The organism is Sphingopyxis sp. CCNWLW2, assembly GCF_037095755.1.
In the GTDB taxonomy this organism is placed as follows: Bacteria; Pseudomonadota; Alphaproteobacteria; order Sphingomonadales; family Sphingomonadaceae; genus Sphingopyxis.
In genome coordinates this window covers 1,884,574-1,909,543 of the sequence record NZ_JBAWKJ010000001.1, presented here as the reverse complement: position 1 = coordinate 1,909,543, position 24,970 = coordinate 1,884,574, and the positions used below count along the sequence as shown (strand labels likewise).

The 24,970-nt window shown below is 65.9% G+C and carries 28 protein-coding genes; 19 read left to right on the top strand and 9 right to left on the bottom strand.

Going from position 1 to position 24,970, the window contains the following annotated elements:
* The first annotated feature begins 125 nt into the window (after positions 1-125).
* From V8J55_RS09040 to V8J55_RS09030, 3 genes are all read left to right on the top strand, one after another.
* Positions 126-1,124, top strand: coding sequence for a pyridoxamine 5'-phosphate oxidase family protein (locus V8J55_RS09040; protein WP_336445292.1), 999 nt, complete (start codon positions 126-128; stop codon positions 1,122-1,124).
* A gap of 51 nt (positions 1,125-1,175) precedes the next feature.
* Complete coding sequence (gene parC, locus V8J55_RS09035) at positions 1,176-3,479, top strand: DNA topoisomerase IV subunit A (RefSeq protein ID WP_336445291.1); 2,304 nt, start codon at positions 1,176-1,178, stop codon at positions 3,477-3,479.
* Positions 3,480-3,568: 89 nt separating this feature from the next.
* Complete coding sequence (locus tag V8J55_RS09030; RefSeq protein WP_336445290.1) at positions 3,569-5,251, top strand: putative bifunctional diguanylate cyclase/phosphodiesterase; 1,683 nt, start codon at positions 3,569-3,571, stop codon at positions 5,249-5,251.
* On the opposite strand, the gene V8J55_RS09025 is transcribed toward V8J55_RS09030, so the two are convergent.
* The 4 genes from V8J55_RS09025 to V8J55_RS09010 are packed head-to-tail and all read right to left on the bottom strand — an operon-like array spanning position 5,224 to position 8,147.
* Positions 5,224-6,432 (bottom strand): CCA tRNA nucleotidyltransferase, encoded by a 1,209-nt coding sequence (locus V8J55_RS09025; RefSeq protein WP_336445289.1) that lies wholly within the window; start codon positions 6,430-6,432, stop codon positions 5,224-5,226. The genes V8J55_RS09030 and V8J55_RS09025 overlap by 28 nt on opposite strands.
* A complete protein-coding gene (locus V8J55_RS09020; RefSeq protein ID WP_336445288.1) occupies positions 6,429-7,013 on the bottom strand; it encodes a CoA pyrophosphatase in 585 nt (194 codons plus the stop codon). Before V8J55_RS09020 ends, V8J55_RS09025 begins: the two co-directional genes overlap by 4 nt.
* Positions 7,013-7,597 carry a DUF1285 domain-containing protein gene (locus V8J55_RS09015; protein ID WP_336445287.1) on the bottom strand — a complete coding sequence of 195 codons (585 nt, stop codon included), beginning with the start codon at positions 7,595-7,597 and terminating at the stop codon, positions 7,013-7,015. Before V8J55_RS09015 ends, V8J55_RS09020 begins: the two co-directional genes overlap by 1 nt.
* 46 nt (positions 7,598-7,643) lie before the next feature.
* Positions 7,644-8,147, bottom strand: a complete 504-nt coding sequence (locus V8J55_RS09010; RefSeq protein WP_336445286.1) for a GNAT family N-acetyltransferase — start codon at positions 8,145-8,147, stop codon at positions 7,644-7,646.
* An 89-nt stretch (positions 8,148-8,236) separates the two neighbouring features.
* Between V8J55_RS09010 and V8J55_RS09005 the strand changes: the two genes are divergently transcribed.
* Together V8J55_RS09005 and V8J55_RS09000 are read left to right on the top strand one after the other, a co-directional pair.
* Positions 8,237-8,608, top strand: coding sequence for a dihydroneopterin aldolase (locus tag V8J55_RS09005; RefSeq protein WP_336445285.1), 372 nt, complete (start codon positions 8,237-8,239; stop codon positions 8,606-8,608).
* Positions 8,605-9,369, top strand: coding sequence for an SDR family oxidoreductase (locus V8J55_RS09000; protein ID WP_336445284.1), 765 nt, complete (start codon positions 8,605-8,607; stop codon positions 9,367-9,369). The genes V8J55_RS09005 and V8J55_RS09000 overlap by 4 nt, the downstream gene beginning before the upstream one ends.
* Before the next feature lie 79 nt (positions 9,370-9,448).
* Here V8J55_RS09000 and V8J55_RS08995 read toward each other — a convergent pair whose 3' ends face one another.
* Together V8J55_RS08995 and V8J55_RS08990 are read right to left on the bottom strand one after the other, a co-directional pair.
* Positions 9,449-10,882 carry an NAD-dependent succinate-semialdehyde dehydrogenase gene (locus V8J55_RS08995; protein ID WP_336445283.1) on the bottom strand — a complete coding sequence of 478 codons (1,434 nt, stop codon included), beginning with the start codon at positions 10,880-10,882 and terminating at the stop codon, positions 9,449-9,451.
* A gap of 51 nt (positions 10,883-10,933) precedes the next feature.
* A complete protein-coding gene (locus V8J55_RS08990) occupies positions 10,934-11,533 on the bottom strand; it encodes a TIGR02466 family protein (protein ID WP_336445282.1) in 600 nt (199 codons plus the stop codon).
* Positions 11,534-11,579: 46 nt separating this feature from the next.
* Here V8J55_RS08990 and V8J55_RS08985 point away from each other — a divergent pair, with 46 nt between their 5' ends.
* Genes V8J55_RS08985 through V8J55_RS08975 form a run of 3 tightly spaced genes read left to right on the top strand, consistent with a single transcriptional unit; the run spans position 11,580 to position 13,717 of the window.
* Positions 11,580-12,500, top strand: coding sequence for an SMP-30/gluconolactonase/LRE family protein (locus tag V8J55_RS08985; protein ID WP_336445281.1), 921 nt, complete (start codon positions 11,580-11,582; stop codon positions 12,498-12,500).
* A 25-nt stretch (positions 12,501-12,525) separates the two neighbouring features.
* On the top strand, positions 12,526-12,990 hold the full coding sequence (locus tag V8J55_RS08980; protein WP_336445280.1) for a GlcG/HbpS family heme-binding protein: 465 nt from the start codon (positions 12,526-12,528) through the stop codon (positions 12,988-12,990).
* Between the two features lie 37 nt (positions 12,991-13,027).
* Positions 13,028-13,717: a VIT1/CCC1 transporter family protein gene (locus V8J55_RS08975; protein ID WP_336445279.1), complete on the top strand. Its 690-nt coding sequence runs from the start codon at positions 13,028-13,030 to the stop codon at positions 13,715-13,717.
* 164 nt (positions 13,718-13,881) lie between these two features.
* Here the strand turns inward: V8J55_RS08975 and V8J55_RS08970 are convergent, their stop codons facing one another.
* Complete coding sequence (locus tag V8J55_RS08970) at positions 13,882-14,265, bottom strand: DUF488 domain-containing protein (protein ID WP_336445278.1); 384 nt, start codon at positions 14,263-14,265, stop codon at positions 13,882-13,884.
* Positions 14,266-14,322: 57 nt separating this feature from the next.
* On the opposite strand from V8J55_RS08970, the gene V8J55_RS08965 reads away from it, so the two are divergent.
* Genes V8J55_RS08965 through V8J55_RS08950 form a run of 4 tightly spaced genes read left to right on the top strand, consistent with a single transcriptional unit; the run spans position 14,323 to position 17,327 of the window.
* Positions 14,323-15,426, top strand: a complete 1,104-nt coding sequence (locus V8J55_RS08965) for a DUF2855 family protein (RefSeq protein ID WP_336445277.1) — start codon at positions 14,323-14,325, stop codon at positions 15,424-15,426.
* Positions 15,427-15,473: 47 nt separating this feature from the next.
* Positions 15,474-15,881 (top strand): hypothetical protein, encoded by a 408-nt coding sequence (locus tag V8J55_RS08960; RefSeq protein WP_336445276.1) that lies wholly within the window; start codon positions 15,474-15,476, stop codon positions 15,879-15,881.
* Positions 15,882-15,890: 9 nt separating this feature from the next.
* Positions 15,891-16,631, top strand: coding sequence for a glutathione S-transferase family protein (locus tag V8J55_RS08955; protein WP_336445275.1), 741 nt, complete (start codon positions 15,891-15,893; stop codon positions 16,629-16,631).
* Positions 16,632-16,664: 33 nt separating this feature from the next.
* Positions 16,665-17,327, top strand: coding sequence for an HAD-IA family hydrolase (locus V8J55_RS08950; protein ID WP_336445274.1), 663 nt, complete (start codon positions 16,665-16,667; stop codon positions 17,325-17,327).
* Positions 17,328-17,695: 368 nt separating this feature from the next.
* On the opposite strand, the gene V8J55_RS08945 is transcribed toward V8J55_RS08950, so the two are convergent.
* The gene (locus V8J55_RS08945) at positions 17,696-18,589 is read right to left on the bottom strand and encodes a LysR family transcriptional regulator (RefSeq protein ID WP_336445273.1); all 894 of its coding nucleotides are present in this window, start codon (positions 18,587-18,589) and stop codon (positions 17,696-17,698) included.
* A 90-nt stretch (positions 18,590-18,679) separates the two neighbouring features.
* On the opposite strand from V8J55_RS08945, the gene V8J55_RS08940 reads away from it, so the two are divergent.
* From V8J55_RS08940 to V8J55_RS08910, 7 genes are all read left to right on the top strand, one after another.
* Positions 18,680-19,390: a CoA transferase subunit A gene (locus V8J55_RS08940; protein ID WP_336445272.1), complete on the top strand. Its 711-nt coding sequence runs from the start codon at positions 18,680-18,682 to the stop codon at positions 19,388-19,390.
* Positions 19,390-20,253 (top strand): HAD family acid phosphatase, encoded by an 864-nt coding sequence (locus V8J55_RS08935; protein WP_336445271.1) that lies wholly within the window; start codon positions 19,390-19,392, stop codon positions 20,251-20,253. Before V8J55_RS08940 ends, V8J55_RS08935 begins: the two co-directional genes overlap by 1 nt.
* The gene (locus V8J55_RS08930) at positions 20,253-20,888 is read left to right on the top strand and encodes a CoA transferase subunit B (RefSeq protein WP_336445270.1); all 636 of its coding nucleotides are present in this window, start codon (positions 20,253-20,255) and stop codon (positions 20,886-20,888) included. The genes V8J55_RS08935 and V8J55_RS08930 overlap by 1 nt, the downstream gene beginning before the upstream one ends.
* Positions 20,881-21,330 carry a hypothetical protein gene (locus tag V8J55_RS08925; RefSeq protein ID WP_336445269.1) on the top strand — a complete coding sequence of 150 codons (450 nt, stop codon included), beginning with the start codon at positions 20,881-20,883 and terminating at the stop codon, positions 21,328-21,330. Before V8J55_RS08930 ends, V8J55_RS08925 begins: the two co-directional genes overlap by 8 nt.
* Positions 21,331-21,373: 43 nt before the next feature.
* Positions 21,374-22,681 carry a serine hydrolase domain-containing protein gene (locus tag V8J55_RS08920; protein WP_336445268.1) on the top strand — a complete coding sequence of 436 codons (1,308 nt, stop codon included), beginning with the start codon at positions 21,374-21,376 and terminating at the stop codon, positions 22,679-22,681.
* A gap of 66 nt (positions 22,682-22,747) precedes the next feature.
* Entirely contained in the window at positions 22,748-23,725 is a 978-nt protein-coding gene (locus tag V8J55_RS08915; RefSeq protein ID WP_336445267.1) for an NAD-dependent epimerase/dehydratase family protein, read from the top strand.
* On the top strand, positions 23,713-24,393 hold the full coding sequence (locus V8J55_RS08910) for a glutathione S-transferase family protein (RefSeq protein ID WP_336445266.1): 681 nt from the start codon (positions 23,713-23,715) through the stop codon (positions 24,391-24,393). The genes V8J55_RS08915 and V8J55_RS08910 overlap by 13 nt, the downstream gene beginning before the upstream one ends.
* Here the strand turns inward: V8J55_RS08910 and V8J55_RS08905 are convergent.
* A complete protein-coding gene (locus V8J55_RS08905) occupies positions 24,390-24,908 on the bottom strand; it encodes a sterol desaturase family protein (RefSeq protein ID WP_336445265.1) in 519 nt (172 codons plus the stop codon). The genes V8J55_RS08910 and V8J55_RS08905 overlap by 4 nt on opposite strands.
* Positions 24,909-24,970: the final 62 nt, after the last annotated feature.

The window sequence follows — 24,970 nt, the reverse complement described above, 5'->3', positions numbered from 1 at the left end:
CAGGCATCCAACCTAGTGGCGCTTGGCACAAGCTCAAGTCCTTGCGAACAAAAGCGCGGCGGCGAAACTTATTGCGAATAAATCGCAACAACGCCATGATGCGGACCCTGAGCGAAGGAGACGCCGTGACCGCTATCGACAGCATCGCTGCACTCGAAGCCGTGGTGGGCGAGGCGCCGCCCGCGATCGACCTGAAAGTGATCGACCATCTCGACGCCACCGCGCTGCGCTGGCTCGCCGCCTCGCCGCTGATGTTCGCGGGCACCGGGGGCGACGCCGGCATCGGCATCACGCTCGCCGGCGGCTCGCGCGGGTTCGCGCGCGGCGACGCGGCAATGCTTTCGATCCCGCTCGATCTTTTCGACGATCCCGCCCTGCTCCGCCCCGGCGCGGGTTTCGGTTCGCTGTTCCTGCTTCCCGGGATCGGCGAGACATTGCGCGTCAACGGCCGCGTTGAGAGCGCCGACGGCGTTGCGCGGATCGCGGTCGAGGAATGTTATGTCCATTGCGCCAAGGCGCTGATCCGCTCGGAGTTCTGGAAGGCCGCGCCCGATGAAGGCGCATCGGCCGATGCCGATGCGTTCGTCGCGGCGAGCCGTTTCATGGCGCTCGCGACGATCGACCCGAAGGGCGGCGCCGACCTTAGTCCCAAGGGCGATCCGGCGGGGCTGATGGTCCGCACCGACGGCGACGCGCTCTGGTTCCCCGACCGTCCCGGCAACCGCCGCACCGACAGTTTCCGCAACATCATCGCGCAGCCGCGGATCGCCGCGGCGCTGCTGATCCCCGGCGCCTGCTCGGTCGCGACCTTCACCGGATCGGCGGCGCTGACGAGCGCCGAAGCCGCGCGTGCGCCCTTCACCGTCGGTGACAAGCGGCCGTTGCTCGCCGCGCGCGTCGACGATCTCGCGATCCGCGTTGCGCCCAGCGCCGCGCTGCGCCGCGCCGCACTGTGGCCCGCCGCGGCCGCCCCCGCCGATATCAGCCCCGCCAAGATGTTCGCCGAGCATCTGCGGCTGAACAAGAGCAAGGGCATTGGCGCGCGGATCGCCAGCGCGGTCGTGTCGATCCCCGGCTTTATGCAGAAGGGGCTCGACAAGGATTACAAGGACAACCTCTACTAACTTGCTTCCCCCTTTGCCTTGGCGCGCCAGCCTTGCTATCGGCTCCGGACAATGGCGACCACCACCGACGATCCCGACAGCAACGATCCCGTCCCCGGCATGACCGATACCCCGTTCGACAGCGCGCTGTCCGAACGCTATCTCGTCTACGCGTTGTCGACGATCACCGCGCGCTCGCTTCCCGATCTCCGCGACGGACTAAAGCCCGTCCACCGCCGCCTGCTGTGGGCGATGCGCGCGATGCGGCTCGACCCGTCGCAGGGCTACAAGAAATCGGCGCGCGTCGTCGGCGACGTCATCGGCAAATTCCATCCGCACGGCGACACCGCGGTGTACGACGCGATGGTCCGCCTCGCGCAGGATTTCTCGCTCCGCTATCCGCTCGTCGACGGTCAGGGCAATTTCGGTAACATCGACGGCGATAATGCCGCGGCGTACCGCTACACCGAGGCGCGGCTGACGCGCGTCGCGATCGACCTGATGCAGGGGCTCGACGAGGGCACCGTCGATTTCAAGCCGACGTACAATGGCGAGGACGAAGAGCCCGAGATCATGCCCGGCCTCTTCCCGAACCTGCTCGCCAATGGCGCGAGCGGGATCGCGGTCGGCATGGCGACGAACATCCCGCCGCACAACGCCGCCGAAGTCATCGGCGCGGCGCTGGTGCTGATCGAGAACCCGCGCGCCGAGCTCAGCGAACTGCTCGAGCATGTCAAAGGACCCGATTTCCCGACCGGTGGCATCGTCGTCGACAGCCCCGAGACGATCGCCCACGCCTATGAGACCGGGCGCGGCGGTTTCCGCGTCCGCGCGCGTTTTTCGACCGGCAAGCTGGACGACGGCAGCTGGGAAGAGAGCGGGATCGAGAAACAATCGGGCGGCACCTGGCAGCTGGTCATCAGCGAAATTCCGTACGGTGTCGCCAAGGGCAAGCTGATCGAGCAGATCGCGCAGCTGATCGCCGACAAGAAATTGCCGATCCTCGAGGATGTTCGCGACGAAAGCGCCGAGGATTTGCGCATCGTGCTCGAACCCAAGAGCCGCAATGTCGACCCCGAGATCCTGAAGGAAAGCCTGTTCCGGCTGACCGACCTCGAAAACCGTTTCGCGCTCAACCTCAACGTCCTCGACGCGACGCGCACGCCGAAGGTGATGGGGCTGCACCAGCTGCTCACCGAATGGCTGCAGCACCAGATCGTCGTGCTCGTCCGCCGCGCGCAGCACCGCATCGCGAAGATCGACGACCGGCTGGAGCTGGTCGCGGGCTATATCATTGCCTTCCTCAACCTCGACCGGATCATCGAGATCATCCGCACCGAGGATGAGCCGAAGCCCGTGATGATCGCCGAATTCATCCTGACCGACCGACAGGCCGAGGCGATCCTCAACATGCGGCTGCGGAGCCTCCGCCGGCTCGAGGAAATGGAGCTGAAGCGCGAGCAGGCCGACCTCACCGCCGAGCGCGAGGAACTCGCCAAGCTGATCGAAAGCCCGGCGCGGCAGAAGACGCGGCTGCGCAAGGATCTCGAAAAACTGCGCGACGTCTATGGGCTCGAAACCTTGCTCGGCGCGCGCCGCACGACGATCGCCGAGGCCGCCCCGGCGCGCGACATTCCTTTGGACGCGATGATCGAGAAGGAGCCGGTGACGGTGATCCTGTCGAAACGCGGCTGGATTCGCGCGCAGCGCGGCCATGTCGCCGCCGACCAATGGGGCGAGTTCAAGTTCAAGGAAGGCGACGAGCTGCTGTTCGCCGCGCACGCGCAGACGACCGACAAGCTGCTGATCGCGGCGAGCGACGGGCGTTTCTTCACCGTCGGCGCCGACAAGCTGCCCGGCGGGCGCGGGTTTGGCGAGCCGCTGCGGCTGATGGTCGATATCGACCCCGAGGCGCGGATCGTCGCGATGATCCCGGCGAGCGCCGACGGCCGGCTGCTGCTCGCCTCGACAAGCGGGCACGGCTTCGTCGCGCAAATGGCCGAGGTGGTCGCCGAAACGCGCAAGGGCCGCAATGTCGTCAACCTGAAACCCAAGGCCGCGCTCGCTATCGTCCGCCCGGTTCTGGCGAGCGACGACAGCGTCGCGGTGGTCGGCGAGAACCGCAAGCTCGTCGTCTTCCCGCTCGCCGAGGTGCCGGTGATGGCGCGCGGCCAGGGCGTGATGCTGCAACGCTACCGCGACGGCGGCCTGTCCGACGCGGTCAGCTTTGCCTTTGCCGACGGATTGAGCTGGGCGATGGGCGGCGATACCGGCCGCACGCGCACCGAAACCGACCTTGCCCCCTGGCGCGTCGCGCGCGGCGCCGCCGGACGGATGCCTCCGACCGGTTTTCCGAGGAACAATCGCTTCGGCTGAGCGTATTTCGTTGTAGCCGTAAATCCCTTCTTTACTTCCCGTGACCTAGGCATTGGGCAATGGGGAAAGGTCGCACAAAACCCTCTGTTATGCCTATCGATAGAACCGGTGAAGACCGGCCCTTATTGTTCGTCGGCTGGATCGACGCGTTGCCCGTTCCGGCCGCGCTGATCAGACCGATGGCACGCGGCAATTTCCGGCTCCATGCAAGCAATGCGGCGTTCGACCGGTTGAGCCTGTCGCCCGCGGGCGTCGAGGCGCCGATCGAAATGCTGCGCGCGATCGAACGGGCGTCGCAATTTCCCGAAGAATCACAGGAATTTTCGTGCCAGTTGGGCGAGGGCCCGGCCGCGCGCGATCTGCGCGGATCGATCGGCCCGCTGCCCACCGAATCGGGCGACGACGGGCTGTTCCTGCTGACGCTGATCGACCGGACGCAGGAAATGATGACCGAGCGCAACCTGCGCCGCGAGCTCGTTTCGGACAGCCTGACCGGCCTTCCCAACCGCGCCGGGTTCGAGGAACTGGTCGAACAGCGCGCGATCACCGACGTGGGCGCCGCGGACCATGCGATCCTGCTGCTCGACCTCGCACGGTTCAGCCGTATCAACGAACATATCGGCCCGATGGCGGGCGACGAGCTGATCATCACCGTCGCGCGGCGGCTGAAATCGAGCCTGCGCAGCGGCGACATATTGGCGCGCACCGGCGGCGACGAATTCGCCATATCGACGCGCGTCGTGGGCGGCCGCGCCGACGTGCGCGAAATGGCGCGGCGCATCCGCGGCTGTTTCGATCACCCCTTCCGCATCGGCGAATTGAAGGTCAGCGTCGACTGCGCGCTCGGCTGCGCGATCCAGCCGGCAGCTGACACCGATGTCGCCGATCAGATCCGGCACGCCCAGATCGCGCTCAAACGCGCGAAGCAAACCGACCGCATCGAAATCTATGAACCCGAAGCGGCGATGCTCTCGGACAACCGGTTCGGGATGGAAACCGAGCTGCGCAACGCGATCGAGGAAGACCGGCTCCACCTCGCCTTCCAGCCGCTGATCGAACTGGCGAGCGGCCGCGTCGCCGGGTTCGAGGCGCTGGCGCGCTGGGACACTAGCAACGGCCATTCGGTTTCGCCGACCGAGTTCATTCCGATTGCCGAGGATTCGGGGCTGATCGTCCCGCTCGGCCAATGGGCGATCGGCAAGGCCGCCGCGGTGCTCGCGGACTGGGACAAGCAGAATGGCGGCGGAATCGTCGACTGCTATTTCTCGGTCAATGTCTCGGCGATCCAGCTGGTGCGCGACGATGTCGCCGGGGTGGTTCGCCAGGCGCTCGAAAGCCAGAAGATCGGCGGCGAACGGCTGATGATCGAACTCACCGAAAGCGCGATCATCGGCGATCCCGACCTGGCGCTGTCGGTGCTCAGCGAGCTGAAGGCGCTCGACGCGCGCGTCGCGATGGACGATTTCGGCACCGGCTATTCGAACCTCGCCTATCTCCAGCGCTTGCCGATCGACGTGCTCAAGATCGACCGCAGCTTTGTCGAACATATGGTCGACGACCGCGACAAGGTGGCGATCGTCCGTACGATCCAAAGCCTGGCGGAAGTGCTGGGCATGCGCACGACGGCCGAAGGCGTCGAGACCGCCGATCAGGCGCGGCTGCTGTCGGCGCTCGGATGCGATTTCGGGCAGGGTTTCCTGTTCGCGCGGCCGATGGATGGCAAGGACGCGCTCGACTATTGGCGTCAGTCGCTGGTGCGGCCGATCTTCTGATCGACGAGCTGCGCCACGCGCGCTGCATCCGGAAAATCTTCGGCCACCCACGCGGCCTCAACCGCTTTCAAGATGCGCGCGACCTCGGGGCCGACGGCAATCCCGCGCGCGACAATGTCACCGCCCTTGAGCGGCATTTCGGGGACCGTCCAGCCCGACAGAGCTGCGACAGCAGCCTTTGCCGAAGCCGTATCATCCGCGAGCAGATGTACGTCGCGCGCGGCGTCGACACCGATCGCATGTGCCAGCTGGCGGACCGGCCTGACGGTATCGGCGCGGCGTCCGCCAAGCGCGGCGAGATGTTTGCGCTGCCGCGTCGACAGACGCAGCCGGGCCGCGACCTGTTCGGCAATGGCGGCGTCGGCGGGCAACAGCGCCGCGAGACGGCGCAGCGGCGCGACAGCCACGCCCGCGGCCTGCTCATTGGCCACCAGCCGGTCGAACGCGGCGGCGAAACCGGCATCGCGTTCGGGCAGCAAGACCTCGAAAATCCCGTCGGCGGCCATTTGCCCGACAATCGCGCGCGGATCGGGCAGCGACAAGATCTTGAGCAGTTCGTCGGCGATCCGCTCGCGCGACAGGCTTTTGAGCGACTGGCGCGCGGTGACCACGGCGGCGTGGCTGACCGCGTCGAGTTCGCCGCGCCCGAAGCGCGCCGCGAAGCGATAGAAGCGCAGGATACGCAGATGATCCTCGGCGATGCGCGTCGCGGGGTCGCCGATGAAGGCGACGCGCCCCGCTTTCAGATCGGCAAGGCCGCCGAACCAGTCATCGACCGCGCCGGTATCGGGATCGGCGTAGAGCGCGTTGATCGTGAAGTCGCGCCGCGCGGCATCGTCGCGCCAGTCGTCGGCGAAGGCGATGGTCGCGCGGCGTCCGTCGGTTTCGACATCGCGGCGCAATGTCGTGATTTCATGATGGTCGCCGCTGGCGATCGCGGTGACAGTGCCGTGCGCGATGCCCGTTGGGACGACCTTGATATCGGCCGCTTCGAGTCGCCGCGTCACCTCCTGCGGCAACAGCGGGGTTGCGAGGTCGATGTCGGTGACGGGCAGGCCGAGCAGCGTATCGCGCACCGCGCCGCCGACGATCTTCACCGCGCCGCCATCGGCCGCCAGCGCGGCGACGATGCGCCGCAGTCCGGGCCGGCCCAGCCATTCGGCGGCGGGCAGCGCCGTCATCGGTGCCACCCCACCGGCATCCGCCGCGCCAGATTGATGATGATTCCCGCCGTCACGCCCCAAATCCGTCGTCCCTGCCAATCCATGTCGTAATAATGGCGGTCATGCCCCTGAAAATTCGCATGCTGCCGCGCATAATTGTCGGGATCGAACAGGATGTCGAGCGGCACCTCGAACCAGTCCTCGACTTCGTCGGGATTGGGGTCGAGCGCGAGGTCGGGCGGGATGACGCCGAGCACCGGGGTGATGATATAGCCGCTGCCCGAACGATAGGGTTCGGTCACCCCGGCTACCATGACGTCGCGGCGGCTGAGGCCGATTTCTTCCTCCGCCTCGCGCAGCGCCGCGTCGATCGCGTCGCGGTCGCCCGGATCGATCTTGCCACCCGGAAAGGCGACCTGCCCCGCATGGCTGCGCAGCCATTGCGGGCGCTGGGTCAGGATCACGCCGGGATTGGGACGGTCGGTGAAAGCGATGAGCACCGCGGCATCGCGCAGCGTCGGGGCGCCGAGATACGCCTCGTCCTCGCCCGCGTCGGGCAGCAGATTGTCGAGCGCGGCGCGCAATTTCTCCGACAGCATCAGCCGTCGACCAACGGAAAGCGCGCGCCGTTCGACCAGATCGCGGGCGGCTCTTCGCCCCCAGCGAGCGCCATGTCTACGAGCTCGTAATAGAGCGCACGGTCGATCCGCGCCTCGAGCCCGTTGCCGATTTCCCCGCGGACGTGCAGCCGCGGATCAGGATTGTCGGGATCGCGGCCGAATTTCAGCGGGTGGTCCGCGCCGGCCATAACGAGATCGTCCGTATCGAGGCGAAAGACCAGCTTGCGCGCATCGCCCTCGCCTTCACTTTTCATCTCGACCGCACGGAAGGGCGTGTCTTCGACGACGATGCTCAATTTCTCGGCGGGTGTGACGAGGACATGGCTGCCATCGGCTTCGCGGCGCAGGATCGTCGAGAAGAGCTTGACCATCGCGGGACGGTTGATGCGGCCGCCTTCGTGATACCAGTTGCCGCCGGCGCGGATTTCCATGAAGCTGTCACCCGTCCGCTCGGGATGCCATTGCTCGACCGGCGGCAGCTTGCGCGCCGCGAGCAGTTCGGCAGCCTCGGTCAGCGAAAGCTGCGAGAATTCTTTGGGAAGCGATGCCGCGGGGGTGACCATGTTTCCGACATAGGGGGACGGGCGAAGGGTGCAACCCCGTGCGCGGTCAGCGCGGGCCGATCACTCCCGCGCCAGTCGGCAGGTCGTGCCCGTTCACCGCCCGGGCAAGCAGACGGCGGCGCTCGAATGGGCCGGGCAAATCCCATTCGCCCGTCGCATCGGCCGTAAAACCGAAAAAGCGGCCATAATATTCGGGATCGCCAATCATCATCAGCGCGCCGTCGGCCTCGGTTTCAGCGGCATCGAGCATCTGCGCCATCAAGGCGCGGCCATGGCCGCCGCGCTGGACGTCGGGGCGAATCGCGACCGGGCCGACCATCACCAGCGGGATTTCGCGGCCATCGGGCGCACGCAGCGCGACGGGCCAGCACTGGATCGTGCCGACGAGTGCGCCATCCTCGACCAGCGCAAAGCTGAGCGCGGGCACCGCATCCACGCCTTCGCGGATGCGATAGGCGGTTCGTCCAAAGCGATCCGTTCCGAAAGCGGCGTCGAGGAGATCCTCGACGGCCTGCGGCTCGATATTCGACAATGGAAGTAACTCGACCAACGCGTACCCTTTCGCTAATGCGGCGGCGCTTTAGGGTCCGGCGTCGGTATTGCAAAGCCGAATGTCGCGCCCGCCTGCAGGATGATCGCGTGACCGATAGTTTGTGGCTGGAAGTGGACGGGCTGACCGTCCAGGTGCTGACCGGCATTTATTCCGAAGAAACCCATCTGCCGCAGCCGCTGCGCATCTCGGTGCGCGCGAAGCTGGCGATGGCCGATCATTATGATCCGGTGACGCCGCTCAGCGCTTCGAAAAACTATATGCACCTGAAATTCGCGGCGACCGAGGGCATCCCCAAGGATGTGCATTTCGTGCTGATCGAAAGCGTCGCCGACCATATCATCGACACTTTGTTCCTGCAGGACGACAAGGTCGAAGAGGTCGAGGTGAAGATCGTCAAGCTCGCGATCGCCGAGGAAGGCGAAGAGATCGGCATCACGATGCGGCGGGTCCGGAAATGACGCAAAAGCTCGCTCTCGTCACGGGCGGGCTCCACCGCGTCGGCGCCGCGATTTCGGCGCGGCTCGCGCGCGAAGGCTATGCGCTGGCGATCCACAAGCGCAGTCCGGGCGAGGCCGATCCGGTGCTGGCGGAGGCGCTGGCCGAGACCGGGGCGCTGAGCCACCGCTTCGCCGCCGATCTGGCCGATCCCGCGGCGGTGGATGCGCTGTTGCCGGCGGTGATCGAGAAGTTTGGCCACGCGCCTGACCTGCTCGTCAACAATGCGGCGCTGTTTGCAGAGGGCGAGTGGGCAGACCTGTCCGCCGCGACGCTGACCGAGATGATGCAGGTCAATCATCATGCACCGGTAATGCTGGCGAAGGCGCTCGTCGCGGCGAGCGAAGGCAAACGCCCCGCGATCGTCAATATCGTCGATCAGCGCGTCGCGCATCCGGTGCCCGACCAGATCGCCTACAGCCTGTCGAAATCGGCGCTGTGGCAGGCGACCGCGACGCTGGCGGTCGCGTTCGGGAACCGGGCGCGGGTCAATGCCGTGGCACCGGGGCTGACGATGGCGACCGAGGATTATTCGGCGGCGCAGGTCGAGCGGCTGGCGAAGCTTATGCCGCTCGGCGCGCTGCCGACGCCGGCGCAGATCGCCGACGCGGTGGTCTACCTCGCGCGCGCTGAGGCCGTCACCGGGCAGACGATCTTCGTCGACGGCGGCGCGCATCTGGCGCCGATGGCGCGCGATTTCGTAGCGTTGGAGCGGGATCAATAGCGTCATCCCAGCGAAAGCTGGGATCTCCATCGTCCTGTCAGAACGAGAGCGGCCCCAGCTTTCGCTGGGGCGACGATCATTAGTAGATATGCACCGCCTTGGTGACGAGATAGCCGTCCAGCCCCTCGGGCCCGCTCTCGCTGCCGAAGCCCGATTCCTTGATCCCGCCGAACGGCGTGTCGAGCGCCGAGATGACGAAGCTGTTGACCCCGACCATCCCGCTTTCGATCGTGTCCACGATGCGGTTGATGCGGCGGCCATTCTCGGTGAAGGCGAACGACGCGAGGCCGTAGGGCAGCCGGTTTGCCTGTTCGAGCGCCTCGTCCTCGGTGCCGAAGGGACGGATCAGCGCCATCGGGCCGAAGGGTTCGTGGTTCATCGCATCGGCCTCGATCGGCACATCGGCGATCGCGGTCGGCTGGAAGAAATAGCCGTCGCCCGTCGCTTCGCCGCCCGCGATCACGCGCGCGCCTTTCGCTTTGGCGTCGGCGACGAGCGCTTCCAATGCGGGGATGCGGCGCGCGTTGGCGAGCGGGCCCATCTGCGTGTCGGCGTCGAGGCCGCTACCGATCTTCACCTTTGCCGTCCGCTCGGCAAAGCCCTTCACGAAGGCGTCGTAGATCCCCTGCTGGACATAGAAGCGCGTCGGCGAAATGCAGACCTGTCCGGCGTTGCGGAACTTCTGCCATACGACCTTGTCGAGCGTGGCTTCGAGGTCGCAATCGTCGAACACCAGCACCGGGGCGTGGCCGCCGAGTTCCATTGTGATCCGCTTCACCCCGTCGGCGGCGAGCTTCATCAGATGCTTGCCGACCGCGGTCGAGCCGGTGAAGCTGACCTTGCGGATCACCGGGCTCGCCAGCAGATGCCGGCTGATCTGGTCGGGGTCGCCATAGATGAGCTGGACGACGTCGCCCGGGATGCCGGCGTCGGCGATGCAGCGCATGATTGCGCTGGTGCAGCCCGGAGTTTCCTCGGGCGCCTTCGCGATCACGACGCATCCGGCGGCGAGTGCCGGCGCGATCTTCTTGACCATCAGATTGACCGGGAAGTTCCACGGACTGAAGCCCGCGACCGGGCCGACCGGATGTTTGGTGACCATCGCGCGCTGGCCCGCCGGACGCTGGAGCACGCGGCCCTCGATGCGCTTGCCCTGTTCGGCGAAATAGTCGAACAGCCCGGCGGCCGACAGCACCTCGCCGCGCGCCTCGGCGATCGGCTTGCCCTGTTCGAGCGTCAGCAAGGTCGCGATATGGTCGACGCGCTCGCGGATAATGCCCGCGGCCTTGTGCATCAGCGCGGCGCGCTCGTCGGGGGTCTTCGCGCGCCATACCGGCCAGCCGCGTTCGGCGGCGGCGAGCGCTTCGTCGAGGTCGGCGGCGGTGGCAACCGGCAGCTCAGCGATCGTTCCCGCGGTAGCGGGGTTATAGACCGGCCGTTCGTCGCGCCCCTCGCCGCTCCGCCAGGCACCGTTGATGAAGAGCTGAAGGTCGGCGTCGTAGGTCGCGGTCATATAAGATCCTTGCTCAAGGAAATGGGGGGGACGGCGCCGATATAGGCCGTCTCAGCGATAGTTAAAGCTGATGCTGATCCGTTCGCCCTTGCCCGAGTGCGGCATCACTTCGTGGCGCAGCCAGCTTTCCCACAGGAAGGCGCGGCCGGCGGCGGGTTCGGCATAGATGAAGGGGTGCAGATGCTCGGGCGCATCGTCGGTGCGCCCCGGCGCGGCCATCAGCATCGCGAGGCGCGGATCCTCGAGCTTGAGCGCCCCCGATCCCGGCGGGACGGCGACATAGAAGGTGCCCGACACGATGCTGTGCGGGTGGATGTGGCCGCTGTGCGTACCGCCGGGTTTCAATATGTTGACCCACATACTGTCGAGCTTCAGCGGCTTTGCGAGGTCGAAGTGGCACGCCTTGGCGAAGGCTTTCACTTCCTTGTCGAGCAGGCGTTTCAGGTCGTGGAACGCGGGATCGCGCTCGGGCAGGTCGCCGAGGCTCGCGTAGCTGGTGTAACCCTTATAGCCGTGGTCGCGGCTCCAGCGCCGGCCCGCGCCATCCTCTTCGGCGAACAGGCGGCTGCTTTCCTCCAGCTCTTCGAGCAGGTCGGGCGTGCCGATATCGGCTTCGTAAAAATTGGTGGCGAAGAGCGTGCGAACGGGCATGATGCGCGCAAAGCACAGCCAATGTGCAAGAGCAAGGGAGACGAGGATGGCCGAGTTCGAACTGATCGCCGACGGATTGCGCTTTCCCGAGGCGCCGGTCGTGATGGACGATGGCAGCGTCATCGTCGTCGAGATCGAGGCGAAGCGCATCACGCGTTGCTGGCCCGGCGGCAGGAAGGAGGTCATCGCGACCCCCGGCGGCGGCCCCAACGGCCTCGCGATCGGCCCCGACGGCAAGCTCTATTGCTGCAACAACGGCGGGTTCAACTATGTCGAGGCGAATGGCTATCTCACGCCGCATGGCATCGCCGAGGATTATTCGGGCGGGCGGATCGAGCGCATCGATATCGAAACGGGCGCGGTCGAGGTGTTGTACAAATCGGGCGACCATGGTGTCACCTTACGCGGCCCGAACGACATCATGTTCGATGCCCACGGCGGCTTCTGGTTCACCGATCATGGCAAGGTCGATTATGCCGCGCGCTGCCACGATATCGTGGGTATCTTTTACGCCAAGGCCGACGGCAGCTTCATCGAGGAAGTGATCTTCCCGAGCTATAACCCCAATGGCATCGGCATCTCGCCCGACGGCAGCAAGCTTTACGCCGCCGAAACCTACACCTGCCGCCTGACCCAGTTCAACATCATCGCGCCGGGCAAGGTCGATGACAGTGCGGGACCCGGCGGACCCGGAATCCCGCTCTATCGCCCCGCGGGCTATAAATTCTTCGACAGCCTCGCGATGGAGGCGAACGGCAATATCTGCGTCGCGACGATCGGCGAGTGCGGGATTTCGGTCGTCGGACCCGACGGGGCGCTCGTCGAATTTGTCGCGACCGACGATATTTTCACGACCAACATCGCCTTCGGCGGACCCGACCGGCAGGATGCGTACATCACCCTGTCGGGCACCGGCCGCCTGGTGAAGACGCGTTGGGCCAGACCGGGGCTGCAACTGCAGTACTGACCCCGCGCCCGTTGGGGAGGTGGGAATGCGGATTTTATCGATGGCGGCGCTGCTGATCGCGGCGCCCGCAAGTGCGCAGGGGCTGAACGCCGAACAGGCCGATGCCATCGTCAAGGGCTGCGCCGCGCATGCGCGCGCCAAAAGCCAGAGCCATGCAATCGCGGTCGTCGATACGGGCGGGCAACTCGTCGCCGCGTGGCGGATGGATGGCAACGGGTTTGGCAGCATGGAATTCTCGATTGAAAAGGCGCGTGCCGTCGCGGCGTGGGGCTTTCCCACGAGTGGGATGGAGGAAGCGGTCAAAGGCACGCCGGGTTTTGCCGATGCGCCTCACGTCGTCCCCGTCCCCGGCGGCATCCCCGTCTTCTCCGCCGACGGCCGCACCCGGCTCGGCGGGATCGGCGCATCGGGCGAGGCACCTGCGGACGATGCCGCTTGCGCCGCCGCCGGGATCGCGGCAGCAGGGCTGAAGTCGGAGCGCGCTCGCTGACTGTCACGGCGCGTCGCCCGCAACAGGGAGGCCGCCAATGCACCGCGAAACCCACGCCGTCACGCGGATCGGCTGGCTGCGCGCCGCGATCCTCGGCGCCAACGACGGGATCGTGTCGACCGCCAGCCTGATCGCGGGCGTCGCGGCGGCGGGCGTTGCGCCCTCGTCGATCCTCGTCACCGGCACGGCGGGCCTCGTTGCAGGCGCGATGTCGATGGCGGCGGGCGAATATGTGTCGGTGAGTTCGCAGGGCGACGCCGAAAGGGCCGATGTCGAGCTGGAGAAACGGCATCTCGCGGCGGACCCCGAGTATGAGCTCGAGGAACTCACGCAAATTTACGAACAGCGCGGACTCGACCGCCCGCTCGCTGAGGAGGTCGCGGCACAGCTCACCGCACATGATGCGCTCAAGAGCCACTTGCGCGACGAACTGGGACTCACCCGCGAAATGGCGGCGCGGCCGGTGCAGGCGGCCGGCGCCTCGGCCGCAAGCTTCGCGGTCGGTGCCGCGCTACCGCTCGCGACCGTGATGCTCGACCGCGGCGATTCGTTGCCGTTTACGGTCTCGGCGGCATCGCTCGTCTTCCTTGCCATCCTCGGCGCGCTCGGCGCGTGGGCGGGCAATGCACCGATGCTGCGCCCGGTTATCCGGGTCACCTTCTGGGGTGCGATGGCCATGGCGGTGACGATCGCGATCGGGTCGCTGCTCGGAACGACGGTGGGCTGAGAAATATCATGTGCCCCTGCGAAGGCAGGGGCCCATCTCCGGTGGGCGCTATTTGAACCGGCAGGAGATGGTCAGTATCGGGTTGAACATGCCCCGCATGTTCAAGGATCGTCCGGGGGACGATCCGACCCGATGCTCCTTCGCGGGGACACGATAGTTTTTGCCTATCGCCGCTCCAGCCATTCGCGGAGCGCAACGGCGTTGTTTCGCTGCTCGCTCTTCGCGGCATAGAGCAAGGTCACTGGCCCCGCCTGTGCCGCGGCGTCGAGGGTGAAGAGCGCCGTCTTGACGTCCTCGCCGCCCGCGTCGAGTTCGGCGAAATAGTCGAGCCGGAACGCATCCCACGCTTCGTCCGAATCGGCGGTCTCACCATGGAAACGCTTGCGCAGCCCGTCGCTCGGCGACAGCGGCTTGAGCCATACCGCCAGCGCCGCTTTCTCCTTCGACACGCCGCGCGGCCACAGCCGGTCGACGAGGAAGCGAGTCCCGTCGCCGGGACCGGCCGGTTCGTGGATGCGTTTGACCGCGATTGTCAGGGACGGTGCCATCTGTATGACTATCGGTCATCCCGCATTCGCGGGCAAGACAATCGGAGGGGTCCGAATATGAGCGCAAAGAGCTGGGCGATCGACATCGATCGCGACGATATTACGCAAGCTGATTTGGTCGAGGACGCCAATGCGCCGCTCGCGCCGGGTCAGGTGCGCGTGCATCTGGGCAGCTATGCGATGACCGCGAACAACATCACTTACGCGGTGTTCGGCAAGCCCGCGGGGCTGTTCGGCAATGATCAGGGCTATTGGGATTTCTTCGCCGAGCGCGACACACCGGGCCGCCTGCCCGTCTGGGGCTTTGCGACGGTGACCGAAAGCACGGCCGAGGGCGTCGCGGTCGGCGACCTTTTCTATGGCTATTATCCGATGGCGAGTGATGCGGTGCTGACCGTCGGCAAGGCGGGACCGGGCGGCTTCACCGATGTCACGCCGCGCCGCACCACCCTGCCCCCCATCTATAACAATTATCAGCGGATCGAGGCGCTGCCCGATTATCGCGCCGCCGACCATGATTATTGGCCGGTGTTCCGCCCGTTGTTCCTCACCGGCTGGCTGATCGCCGACCAGTTCGAGGATGAGGGCGATTATGGCGTCCAGCAGATTTTGATCGCGAGCGCGTCGAGCAAAACCGCGATCGGCCTCGGCTTCGCACTCAAGCTGCGTACCGACCGCCCCGAAACGATCGGCCTGACGAGCGCCGCCAATGTCGAGGCGCTCGCGGCGCAAGGCATCTACGACCGCGTGATCAGCTATGACCAGATCATGACGCTGAATGCATCGACCCCCGCAGCGCTCGTCGACATGGCGGGCAATGGCGCGGTGACACGTGTGGTGCACAGCCATTACGGGAACAACCTCAAAGCCTCGATCATCGTCGGCAAGTCGCACTGGGATGCGCAGGTCGACGGCGAAGGACTGCCCGGCCCCGAACGGCAGGGCTTTTTCGCGCCGGGCCGCAGCCAGAAGCGGATCGCCGATTGGGGCGGGGCAGCGTTCGGGCAGAAGATCGCCGAAGCCTGGCTCGCCTTCATGGACGTTGCACCGCGGCTGACTTCGGTCGATAAACGCAGCGGCGGCGACGCGGCGCTCGCCGCCTATCGGGAGATGCTCTCGGGACAGGCCGACCCCAAAAAAGGGATCGTCATCGTTCCATGAGGGCTGGGGCGACCAGCCCCTTTTCTCACCGCAAGAAAGGATCGGCCATGCTTCGCATGCTTGTTTTCGCCACCTCGCTCGCGCTCCTGCTTCCGGCGGGCGCCGCGCTTGCCGAAACGCCCAAGGCCGCACCCGCGCACAAACCCGATCTCGCCGACCGCGTAGCGGGCACCTATAAGGGCGACGTCATTTCCGATGCCCGCGGATCCTCGAAAAATGGCGTCACGATCACCGTGACACGCACGGGGCCGAACAAGGTCGAAATCAAGTCGAGCTATGCGCGCATCCCGACCGTCACCATCCCGCTGGAAAAGGCAATGGACGCAATCCTCGCCGCGAGCGGACCCTATGTCTTTCTGCTCGATACCATACGCTCGCCCGACCGGCTCGACCTCACTATCGATGATGCGAGCTGGTCGGGCCAGCGCGTCGCGACGCCGCCCGCGAAGAAATAAGGAAAAGCGATGTTGATCGTCGGAAGCCCCGTGTCGCCCTATGTGCGCAAGATCCTCGCGATCCTGCATCTGAAGGGGCTCGATTACGAACTCGATCCGATCACGCCCTTTTACGGCAACGACGAATTTTCGAAGCTGAGCCCGCTGCGCCGCATCCCGGTGCTGGTCGACGGCGACCTTGTCATCAACGATTCGACCGTGATCGCCGAATATCTCGACGAAGCCTACCCTGCTGTCCCGGTGCTGCCCAAGAGCCCGCGCGAACGGGCACAGGCACGCTGGATCGAGGAATATGCCGACAGCCGGCTCGGCGACCTCTGCATCTGGAGCCTCTTCTTTCCGAAGATTGTTGCGCCGCACGTCTTCAAGCGTCCGCCCGACGAGGCGGCAATCGCGAAGATCACCGACACCGACCTGCCCGAAGCGATCGACTGGATCGACGAACGCGCGCCGGTCGACGGCTTCCTGTTCGGCGACGCGGTCGGCATCGCCGACCTCGCCGTCGCCTGTCCGCTGCGCAACGCCGCGATTGCCGGCTGGACGCCCGACGCAGCGCGCTGGCCGAAAACCGTGGCATGGCTCGATCGCATCGCCGCGCTCCCCTGCTATGCGCGCACCCTCGCCTTCGAACCCGCGATCCTCGCGACGCGCGCCGATGGGCGCCGCGCCGCGCTCGAAGCGGCGGGCGTGAAGGTCGCCGAACAGAGCTTCGGCACCGACAATCCGCGCGCCAGCATCATGCTGCGCTGATCCTTCCAACTCTCCCAACGACAGGAACCATCCATGGGTCGCTTCACGACCGTGATCTTCGATTTCGGCGGCGTCATCACCGCCTCGCCCTTTGAGGCGTTCAACCGGCTGGAGGAAGAACGCGGGCTGCCACGCGATTTCGTCCGCCGCGTCAACGCGGCCAACCCCGACGGCAATGCCTGGGCGAAGTTCGAGCGTGCCGAGATCGATGCCGCGGCGTTCGACGCGCTGTTCGCCGAGGAGGCGCGCTCGCTGGGGCATGAGCTGGAAGGCGAAGCCGTGCTGGCGGTCATCGCGGGCGCGGTGCGTCCGGCGATGGTTGCGGCGCTCGATACGCTGAAGGATCGCGGCTTCACCATCGCGTGCATCACGAACAATGTGCCGGGCGGCAAGATGGGCGTTCTCGGCGCAGGGATGACGCGCAGCGCGGAAGCCGCGATCGAAGTCGCCGACATCATGGCGCGCTTTGCGCATGTGATCGAATCGAGCAAGGCGGGGGTACGCAAACCCGACCCGCGGATTTATGAGATGATGTGCGAGAAGTTGGGCGTCGAGCCTGGCGAATGCATCTATCTCGACGACCTCGGGATCAACTGCAAACCCGCGAGCCAGCTTGGCATGCACGCGATCAAGGTGACGAGCGGCGAACAGGCGCTTGCCGACCTGTCGGCGGCGCTGGGGATCGAGCTGTCCTGACGATCGATCGGCTACGGATGGCAGCTTTGGGGTGGTTAGCGGTCTGGCGGCTTTGCGCCTTTAGAACCAGTGTGTAGCCACTGGCGTTTATGTCGTCCGTGGCACTCGAGGATCTAATGATGCTGTGGGCTGGACTCGACACCGGCTTCTTTGCTCACGACGGGGCTTGAACCCGCGACCTATCCCACGTCGTTCCAGGGATCGCGCTACCACCTGCGCCACGTTGCAAAGTTGTCCCCGACGAAGGGACTGCGCTTCCTTCAGCGCCGCCACAGCTGGCAAATGATAGACGGATGCAGTTACGTCGGCAATGCGGGAGGAATTTAGAGACGCCGACGTCCGCAATCGGTCGATTGCCGCCGTTCGGCTCAGACCACCGCCTCCGCAAGGTTCAGCTTTGCCGCGCGCTCGAAGATCTGCGTGAGGACAGGCTCGGTATCCGCAACGCGCATCGCGACGTGAAACTCGACGGGCGCCAGCGTCGGCATGCCGTCGATCTCCACCAGCGCGCCACTCGCGATTTCGCCGCGCACCATCGGTTGCGGGAAGATGCCGATGCCCCCGCCCGCCTTCGCGATGTCGATCATCGTGCGCGCGTTGTTGCAGAGGTTGAGCGATTTCTGCGCGATGCGCGACGCCGCGATCGCCTCGCGCATCCGGCCATGGATCGGCGAATGGCTGGCGAGCGACCAGACCGGAAGCGCGGCTTCACCCGCCGCAAAGGCCGACGCGACCGCGGGGCTCGCGAGCCAGACGAGTTCGACCGCGCCGATCGGGCTCGTTTTCAGCGCCGGATGCGCGATCGGTCCCGCGGCAAAGGCGATGTCAGTGCGCCCGGTGAGCAGCTGCTGGATCAGGTTCGCGGTGAGGTCGATTTCGATTTCGAGCCCGACATTCGGCATATCGGCCTTCAATCCCGCGACGAAGGCGGGAAGGCAGCTCGCCGCCGCAATCTCGCCCGCGCCGATGCGCACGACGCCGCTCGCCTCGCCATAGCCGCCGCTGCCGAGCAGCGCGACCTGCATGTCGCGGAGCAGCGGGTCGCAGTCGCGCACCAGCTTGCGCCCCGCCGCGGTGAGCGACATCGCGCGCCCCTCGCGGCGGAACAGCGCGGTGCCGAGGCGCTGTTCGAGCTCGCGCATCCGCGCCGACACCGTCGGCTGGGTGGTGTTGAGCCGTTCGGCCGCGGCCGAAAAGGTGCCGAGCCGGTCGATCCAGAGCAGGGTTTCGAGGTGATAGAGCGAGACGCGATTGATAGACATTGTCTATGTATAATCCAAAAATCGAACAATTAGAATTGATGGATCAAATGCGCCAAGGTCGCGCGCGAAATCATTCAGGAGAGCCGTCCCATGGGGAAGAAGCAATATCCCGACGCCGCCGCCGCCCTCGAAGGATTGCTGTTCGACGGCATGCAGATTTGCGCAGGCGGTTTCGGCCTTTGTGGCATCCCCGAGCGGCTGATCGACGCGATCCGCGATGCGGGGACGAAGAACCTCACCATCGCCAGCAACAACGCCGGGATCGACGGCGAAGGGCTCGGCAAGCTGCTCCGTACCAAGCAGGTCAAGAAGATGATTTCGTCGTATGTCGGCGAGAACAAGGAATTCGAGCGGCAATATCTGGCGGGCGAGCTCGAGGTCGAATTCTGCCCGCAGGGCACGCTCGCCGAGCGTTGCCGCGCGGGCGGCGCGGGCATTCCCGGTTTCTACACCAAGACCGGCGTCGGCACGCTTGTTGCTGAGGGCAAGGAAGTGAAGAATTTCGACGGGCAGGATTATATCCTCGAACGCGGCATCTTCGCCGATCTCGCGATCATCAAGGGGTGGAAGGCCGACGAGAGCGGCAACCTGATTTTCCGCAAGACCGCGCGCAACTTCAACCAGCCGATGGCAACCGCGGCGAAGATCTGCGTCGCCGAGGTCGAGGAAATCGTTCCCGTCGGCAGCCTCGACCCCGATGCGATCCACCTGCCGGGCATTTATGTGAAGCGCCTCGTCCTTGGTGCGCCGTACGACAAGAAGATCGAATTCCGCACGACGCGCCCGCGCGAGACGGCGTGATGCGCGGCTTCGCCATTGGCGCCGCGCTGCTCCTTGCCGGGTGCGCCAGCGCGCCGGCCGAGGTCGCGACGGCGCCGGCCCCGCCCTCACCCGCCGAAGCCACCAAGCCGCCGGTCCAGCTGCAATATCTCTATGGCTCGCCCGAGGCGGCGGTCGCCGTGCGCGCGACCAACGCGCGGATCGCCGACTATGGCGTGTGGCGGATCAAGGCGCGGCCGAAGGACAGCGTTGTGCTCGCGGCGGGTGCGACGATGGATGCGCCGGCGTTCGAGCCATGCGGCGACAAGCCCTTCGCCGCGGTGTTCGACGCCGACGAGACGCTGATCTGGAACCTCGGGCCGATGCGCCATTTCGCGCAATCCGCCTATGATCCGAAAATCTGGGACCAGTGGGAAAAGACCGGTGCGGGCAAAGCAGCCGCGATGCCCGGCTCGGTCGAGATGGTGAACAAGCTCCGCGCCGCGGGGATCACCGTCATCGCCAACACCAACCGCAGCGCCGCCAATGCCAGGGGCAGCGAGGATACGCTGCGCGCCGCCGGGCTCGGCGCGTTCAAGCATGGCGAGACTTTGTTCCTGATGGGCGACTATGCCGACGGATCGAGCAAGGACGGACGCCGCGCGGCGATCGCGTCGAAATATTGCGTCATCATTTTGGGCGGCGACCAGCTCGGCGATTTCAGCCAGCAGTTCAACGTCAAGGACCTGCCCGCAGCGCAGCGCATGGCGCTCGCGACGAGCGCTGGCGCCAACGCACTCTGGGACAAGGGCTGGTTCCTTTTCCCCAACCCCGTCTACGGCCCATGGGAAAAACTGGGCTGGGACGACGCCTTCCCCTCCGACAAGCAATGGGAGCCGAAATAATGGCCTGGACGCGTGATGACATGGCGGCGCGCGCCGCGAAGGAACTGCAGGACGGCTATTACGTCAACCTTGGCATCGGCATCCCGACCCTGGTCGCGAACCATATCCCGGCGGGGATGACGGTCACGCTCCAGTCCGAAAACGGCATGCTCGGCATCGGGCCCTTTCCGTTCGAAGGCGACGAAGACCCCGACCTGATCAACGCCGGCAAGCAGACGATCAGCGAGCTGCCGCAGTCGGCTTACTTCAGCTCGTCGGACAGTTTCGCGATGATCCGCGGCGGGCATATCGACCTCACCGTATTGGGCGCGATGGAGATTGCCGAGAACGGCGACATCGCCAACTGGATGATCCCGGGCAAGATGATCAAGGGCATGGGCGGCGCGATGGACCTCGTCGCCGGGGTCAAGAAGATCATCGTCGTGATGGAGCATAACGCCAAGGACGGCAGTCCCAAGTTCATCCCCGAATGCACGCTGCCGCTGACCGGCAAGAATGTCGTCGACATGATCATCACCGACCTCGCGGTGTTCAAGCGCGACGACCATGACAGCCCGTTCAAGCTGATCGAGCTGGCGGCGGGCGTGACGGCGGAGGACGTCGCCGCGAAAACGACGGCGCATTATATTGCATAATGTCGCGGCCAATCCCGGCTCCGCCTGGCTGATCGTCGGCGGGTGGCTGTCGGTTCTGGCCGCGCTGCTCCATATCGCGTGTATTTTCGGCGGTCCCGACTGGTATCGTTTTTTCGGCGCGGGCGAAGGCATGGCGCGTGCGGCGGCGCGCGGCGACCTGCACCCGACGCTGATCACGCTCGCGATCGGCGCCGTCTTGCTGATCTGGGCCGCCTATGCCTTTTCGGGCGCCGGTTCGCTCCCGCGCCTGCCGCTGCTGCGGACGGGGCTGATCGTCATCGCGTCCATCTATCTGCTCCGCGGACTGATTTTTGTGCCGCTCCATCTGTGGCGTCCGCAACATACCGACAGTTTCGCGATCTGGTCTTCGCTGATCGTCTTTGTCTATGGCGCGATCTACGCCGTGGGGACATTCAAGGCCTGGCGCCATCTTGCGCCCTGAGGGGTGACGGCCGCGGAAGTCGCCGCTAAGACGGCCGCCAATTATGAGGTCGCAGTCTAAATCCAAGTCCAGGAAGCCAGTTTTCACCTATCTCATCGCGATCGTCGCTTTGGGCCTTGTGGGCTGGTTTGGCATTCACGCGCTCGGCGGGAAGCACCCGCTTGCGAGCGTCGCAATCCCGATCAAGGCGCCCGAGAACCTGCCCGACACCCCCGCCGAATGGCGCGGCCGAATCGACTATCAAGCGCTCGACCGGCAACTCGCCGACCTGTCGCAGCGGCCCGAGATGGCGGGGCTGGCGGTAGCAGTAGTCGAAGACGGCGAACTGCGTTTCGTCCGCACCTATGGCTTTTCCGACAAGGCGACCGGGGCGCAGGTCACGCCGCAAACGCTGTTCCGCTGGGCGTCGGTTTCCAAAACCGCGACGGGCGTGCTGGCGGCCGCGCTGGCCACCGACGGCGCGGTCGATCTGGCGCGTCCGGTCGCCGGCCTCGGCACATCGCTACGCTTGCCCGGCGGCGCCGAGACGCATGTCACGCTGGACGAGCTGCTGTCGCAGCGCACCGGCCTCACCAAGAACGCCTATGACGAGAAATTGGAGGAAGGGCAGAACCCGGCGGCGCTGCGCGCGAGCCTCGCCGCCGCACCGCTGCAATGCGAACCCGGCACCTGCCACACCTATCAGAATATCGCCTTCGATGCCGCGAGCGAGATATTGGCGCGCGCCGCGAACGAGCCGTTCGGCAAGGCAGTCGAGGACCGGTTTTTCCGCCCGCTCGGCATGGTCAGCGCAGGGTACGGGATGGATCGGCTGACGGGCGCCAAGGATTGGGCAAAACCGCACCGCGGCGCGCAGGTCCGCCCGATCAAGGAAGCCTATTGGCGCGTTCCGGCGGCCGCGGGGGTCGAAAGCGACATCGTCGATTTCGCCACATGGATGCAGGCGATGATGGGGAAGCGCCCCGATGTGCTGCCGGCGCCGGTGTTGCAGCTTGCCCATCGCCCGCGCGTCGGCACGGGGCGGCTCTATGGTGGCGCCTTGCGGGCTGCCACGGGCGATGCCGCCTATGGCCTCGGCTGGCGGAGCTTCACCTACGGCGGCAGCCGGCTCGAAGGCCATTCGGGGGCAGTCGAGGGCTATCGCGCGACGCTGATTTTCGAACCCGCGACGCGGACGGGTGTTGTCGCGCTGTGGAACAGCGATTGGGGATTTCCCTTCCGCATCCCGTTCACGGTAATCGACAGCTATCACAAGCGCGACGATGCGGGCTGGCTCGACCTTAGCGAATTGCCCGCGCCCGCGGGGAGCGCTGCGAAGGCGGCTCCGGTTGCCGCGGAGCCGAAAGGGTAACCGCCTTCCCCCCCGTCCGCAGCCTGTGTATGAGGCGCGCGGACAAGGCCGAGAGGAGATTCATCGATGCGCGTACTGCTGACCGGATCATCGGGTTGGCTGGGGCGCTATCTGGCTCCGCTCCTCGCCCAAAACGGCCATGACGTCACCGGGCTCGACGTTGTGCCCGGAACGCATACGCACGTCATCGGCACCGTCGCTGACCGCGCGCTGATCGACCGAACGATGGGCGAGCATGGCATCGAGGCGGTGATCCACGGCGGCGCGCTGCACAAACCCGACATCGTCCGTTATCCGCGCCAAGCCTTTGTCGACGTCAATGTCAGCGGCACGCTCAATCTGATCGAGGCGGCGGTCGCGGCGGGGAACGACCGCTTCCTCTTCACCTCGACCACCTCGCTGATGATACGCGCCGATGTGCGCGAAGGCGCGGGCGAGGCGGGCGCGTGGTGGATGGACGAGGATTTCGGTCCGATCGAACCGCGCAACATTTACGGAATCACCAAGCTCGCCGCCGAGCAGGCGTGCAGGCTGGTGCACCGCGAACATGGTATCGCGGTGGCGATCCTGCGCACCGGACGCTTCTTCCCCGAGGATGACGACACGCACGAAGCCCCCGGCGGCGAGAATCTCAAGGCCAATGAATTGCTCAACCGCCGTCTGACGGTCGAGGATGCCGCCGCGGCGCATCTCGCCGCGCTCGAAGCCGCGCCCGAGATCGGCTGCGACACTTTCATCCTCTCGGCGCCGCCGCCCTTCGTGCGCGAAGAGGCCGAGGAGCTTGCGCGCGATGCACGCGCGGTGATCGCGCGCCATCATCCCGACGCTGCCGAGCTCTATGCCGCCAAAGGCTGGGTACTCCCCGAGATCATAGACCGCGTTTACGATCCGTCGCGCGCCGAGCGCCGCTTCGGGTGGCGCGCCGCGACCGATTTCGGCAGCGTGCTCGCCGCACTGCGCGAAGGCGCCGAACTGCCGTTCGCGCACGACCCCGACTATACTTCCCCCATCATCGCACAGGAGCGCCAGGCATGTATGTGCTGATCACCGCCAACCGCAATTATTCGAGCTGGTCGCTGCGCCCCTGGGTGCTGATGCGCGCGCTGGAAATCGCGTTCGAGGATCAGATCGAACCCTTCACCAACCCGATCAACTATGACGAGTTCCGCAGCTTCTCACCGACCGGACAGGTGCCCGCACTGCTCGACGAAGGACGGACGGTTTATGATTCGCTGGGCATCACGCTCTATCTCGCCGACCGGCACGAGGGTGTATGGCCGGTCGACCCCGATGCGCGCGCCTGGGCGCAATGCGCGACGGCGGAAATGCACAGCGGCTTTTCGGCGCTGCGCAACGATTGCACGATGAATGTCGGCGTTCGCGTAACGCCGAAACCGCCGTCGGGCGCGCTTCGGCTCGACGTCGCACGCATCCGCGAATTGTTCGCCGAGGGCCTGTCGCGCTTCGGCGGCCCCTTCCTCGCGGGCGACCGTTTTACCGCGGTCGATGCTTTCTTCGCCCCTGTCGCCTTCCGTATCCGCACCTATGGCCTCGACGCCGGCGCCGGACAGGCGTGGGTCGACCATGTGCTTGCGCAGCCGGCGATGGTCGAATGGGAACGGCAGGCGCTTGCCGAAAGCTGGCGCGAGGAGGGTCACGAGGCGGAATTGATGGCAGCGGGGGTGATTACCGCCGATTACCGGACGGCCTAGTCGGCAAGCGCCTCGCGCACCACCGCGACCCCCGCCGCGCGCTGTGCCTTCAGCTCGGCCTTCAGCTTCGCCGGATCGCGCGCGAGGACGAAGCCGAAGCTGACTCCGCCTTCCTTGCCGAGCGTGGCATGGTGGAGTTTGTGCGCCTGCACCAGCCGCTTCGCATAGCCGCGCCGCGGCACCCAGCGGAAATAGCGCTGGTGGACGAGCCCATCGTGCACCAGCGTATAGATGATGCCGTAGAAGAGGACGCCGAGTCCGATCCACGTTCCGGGCTCCCACGCCGCGGCGCCCATGATCATCGGACTGCCGACGACGAACATCGAAATACTTAGCGCGGCGCCGACGAGGCCGAACAAGTCGTTCTTTTCCAGCATCTTGTCGTGCGGTTCATGGTGGTCGCGGTGCCAGGCCCAGCCGAAGCCGTGCATGATATATTTGTGGCTCGCCCAGGCAACGCCCTCCATCGCCGCGACGGTGGCGAGAATGAGCGCAATGATGGCGAGCGTCGACATGGCCCCATTATACTCCATCGAGCGCGACCGAAAATTGCGTTTTTGATCGCCACTCGCTTGCA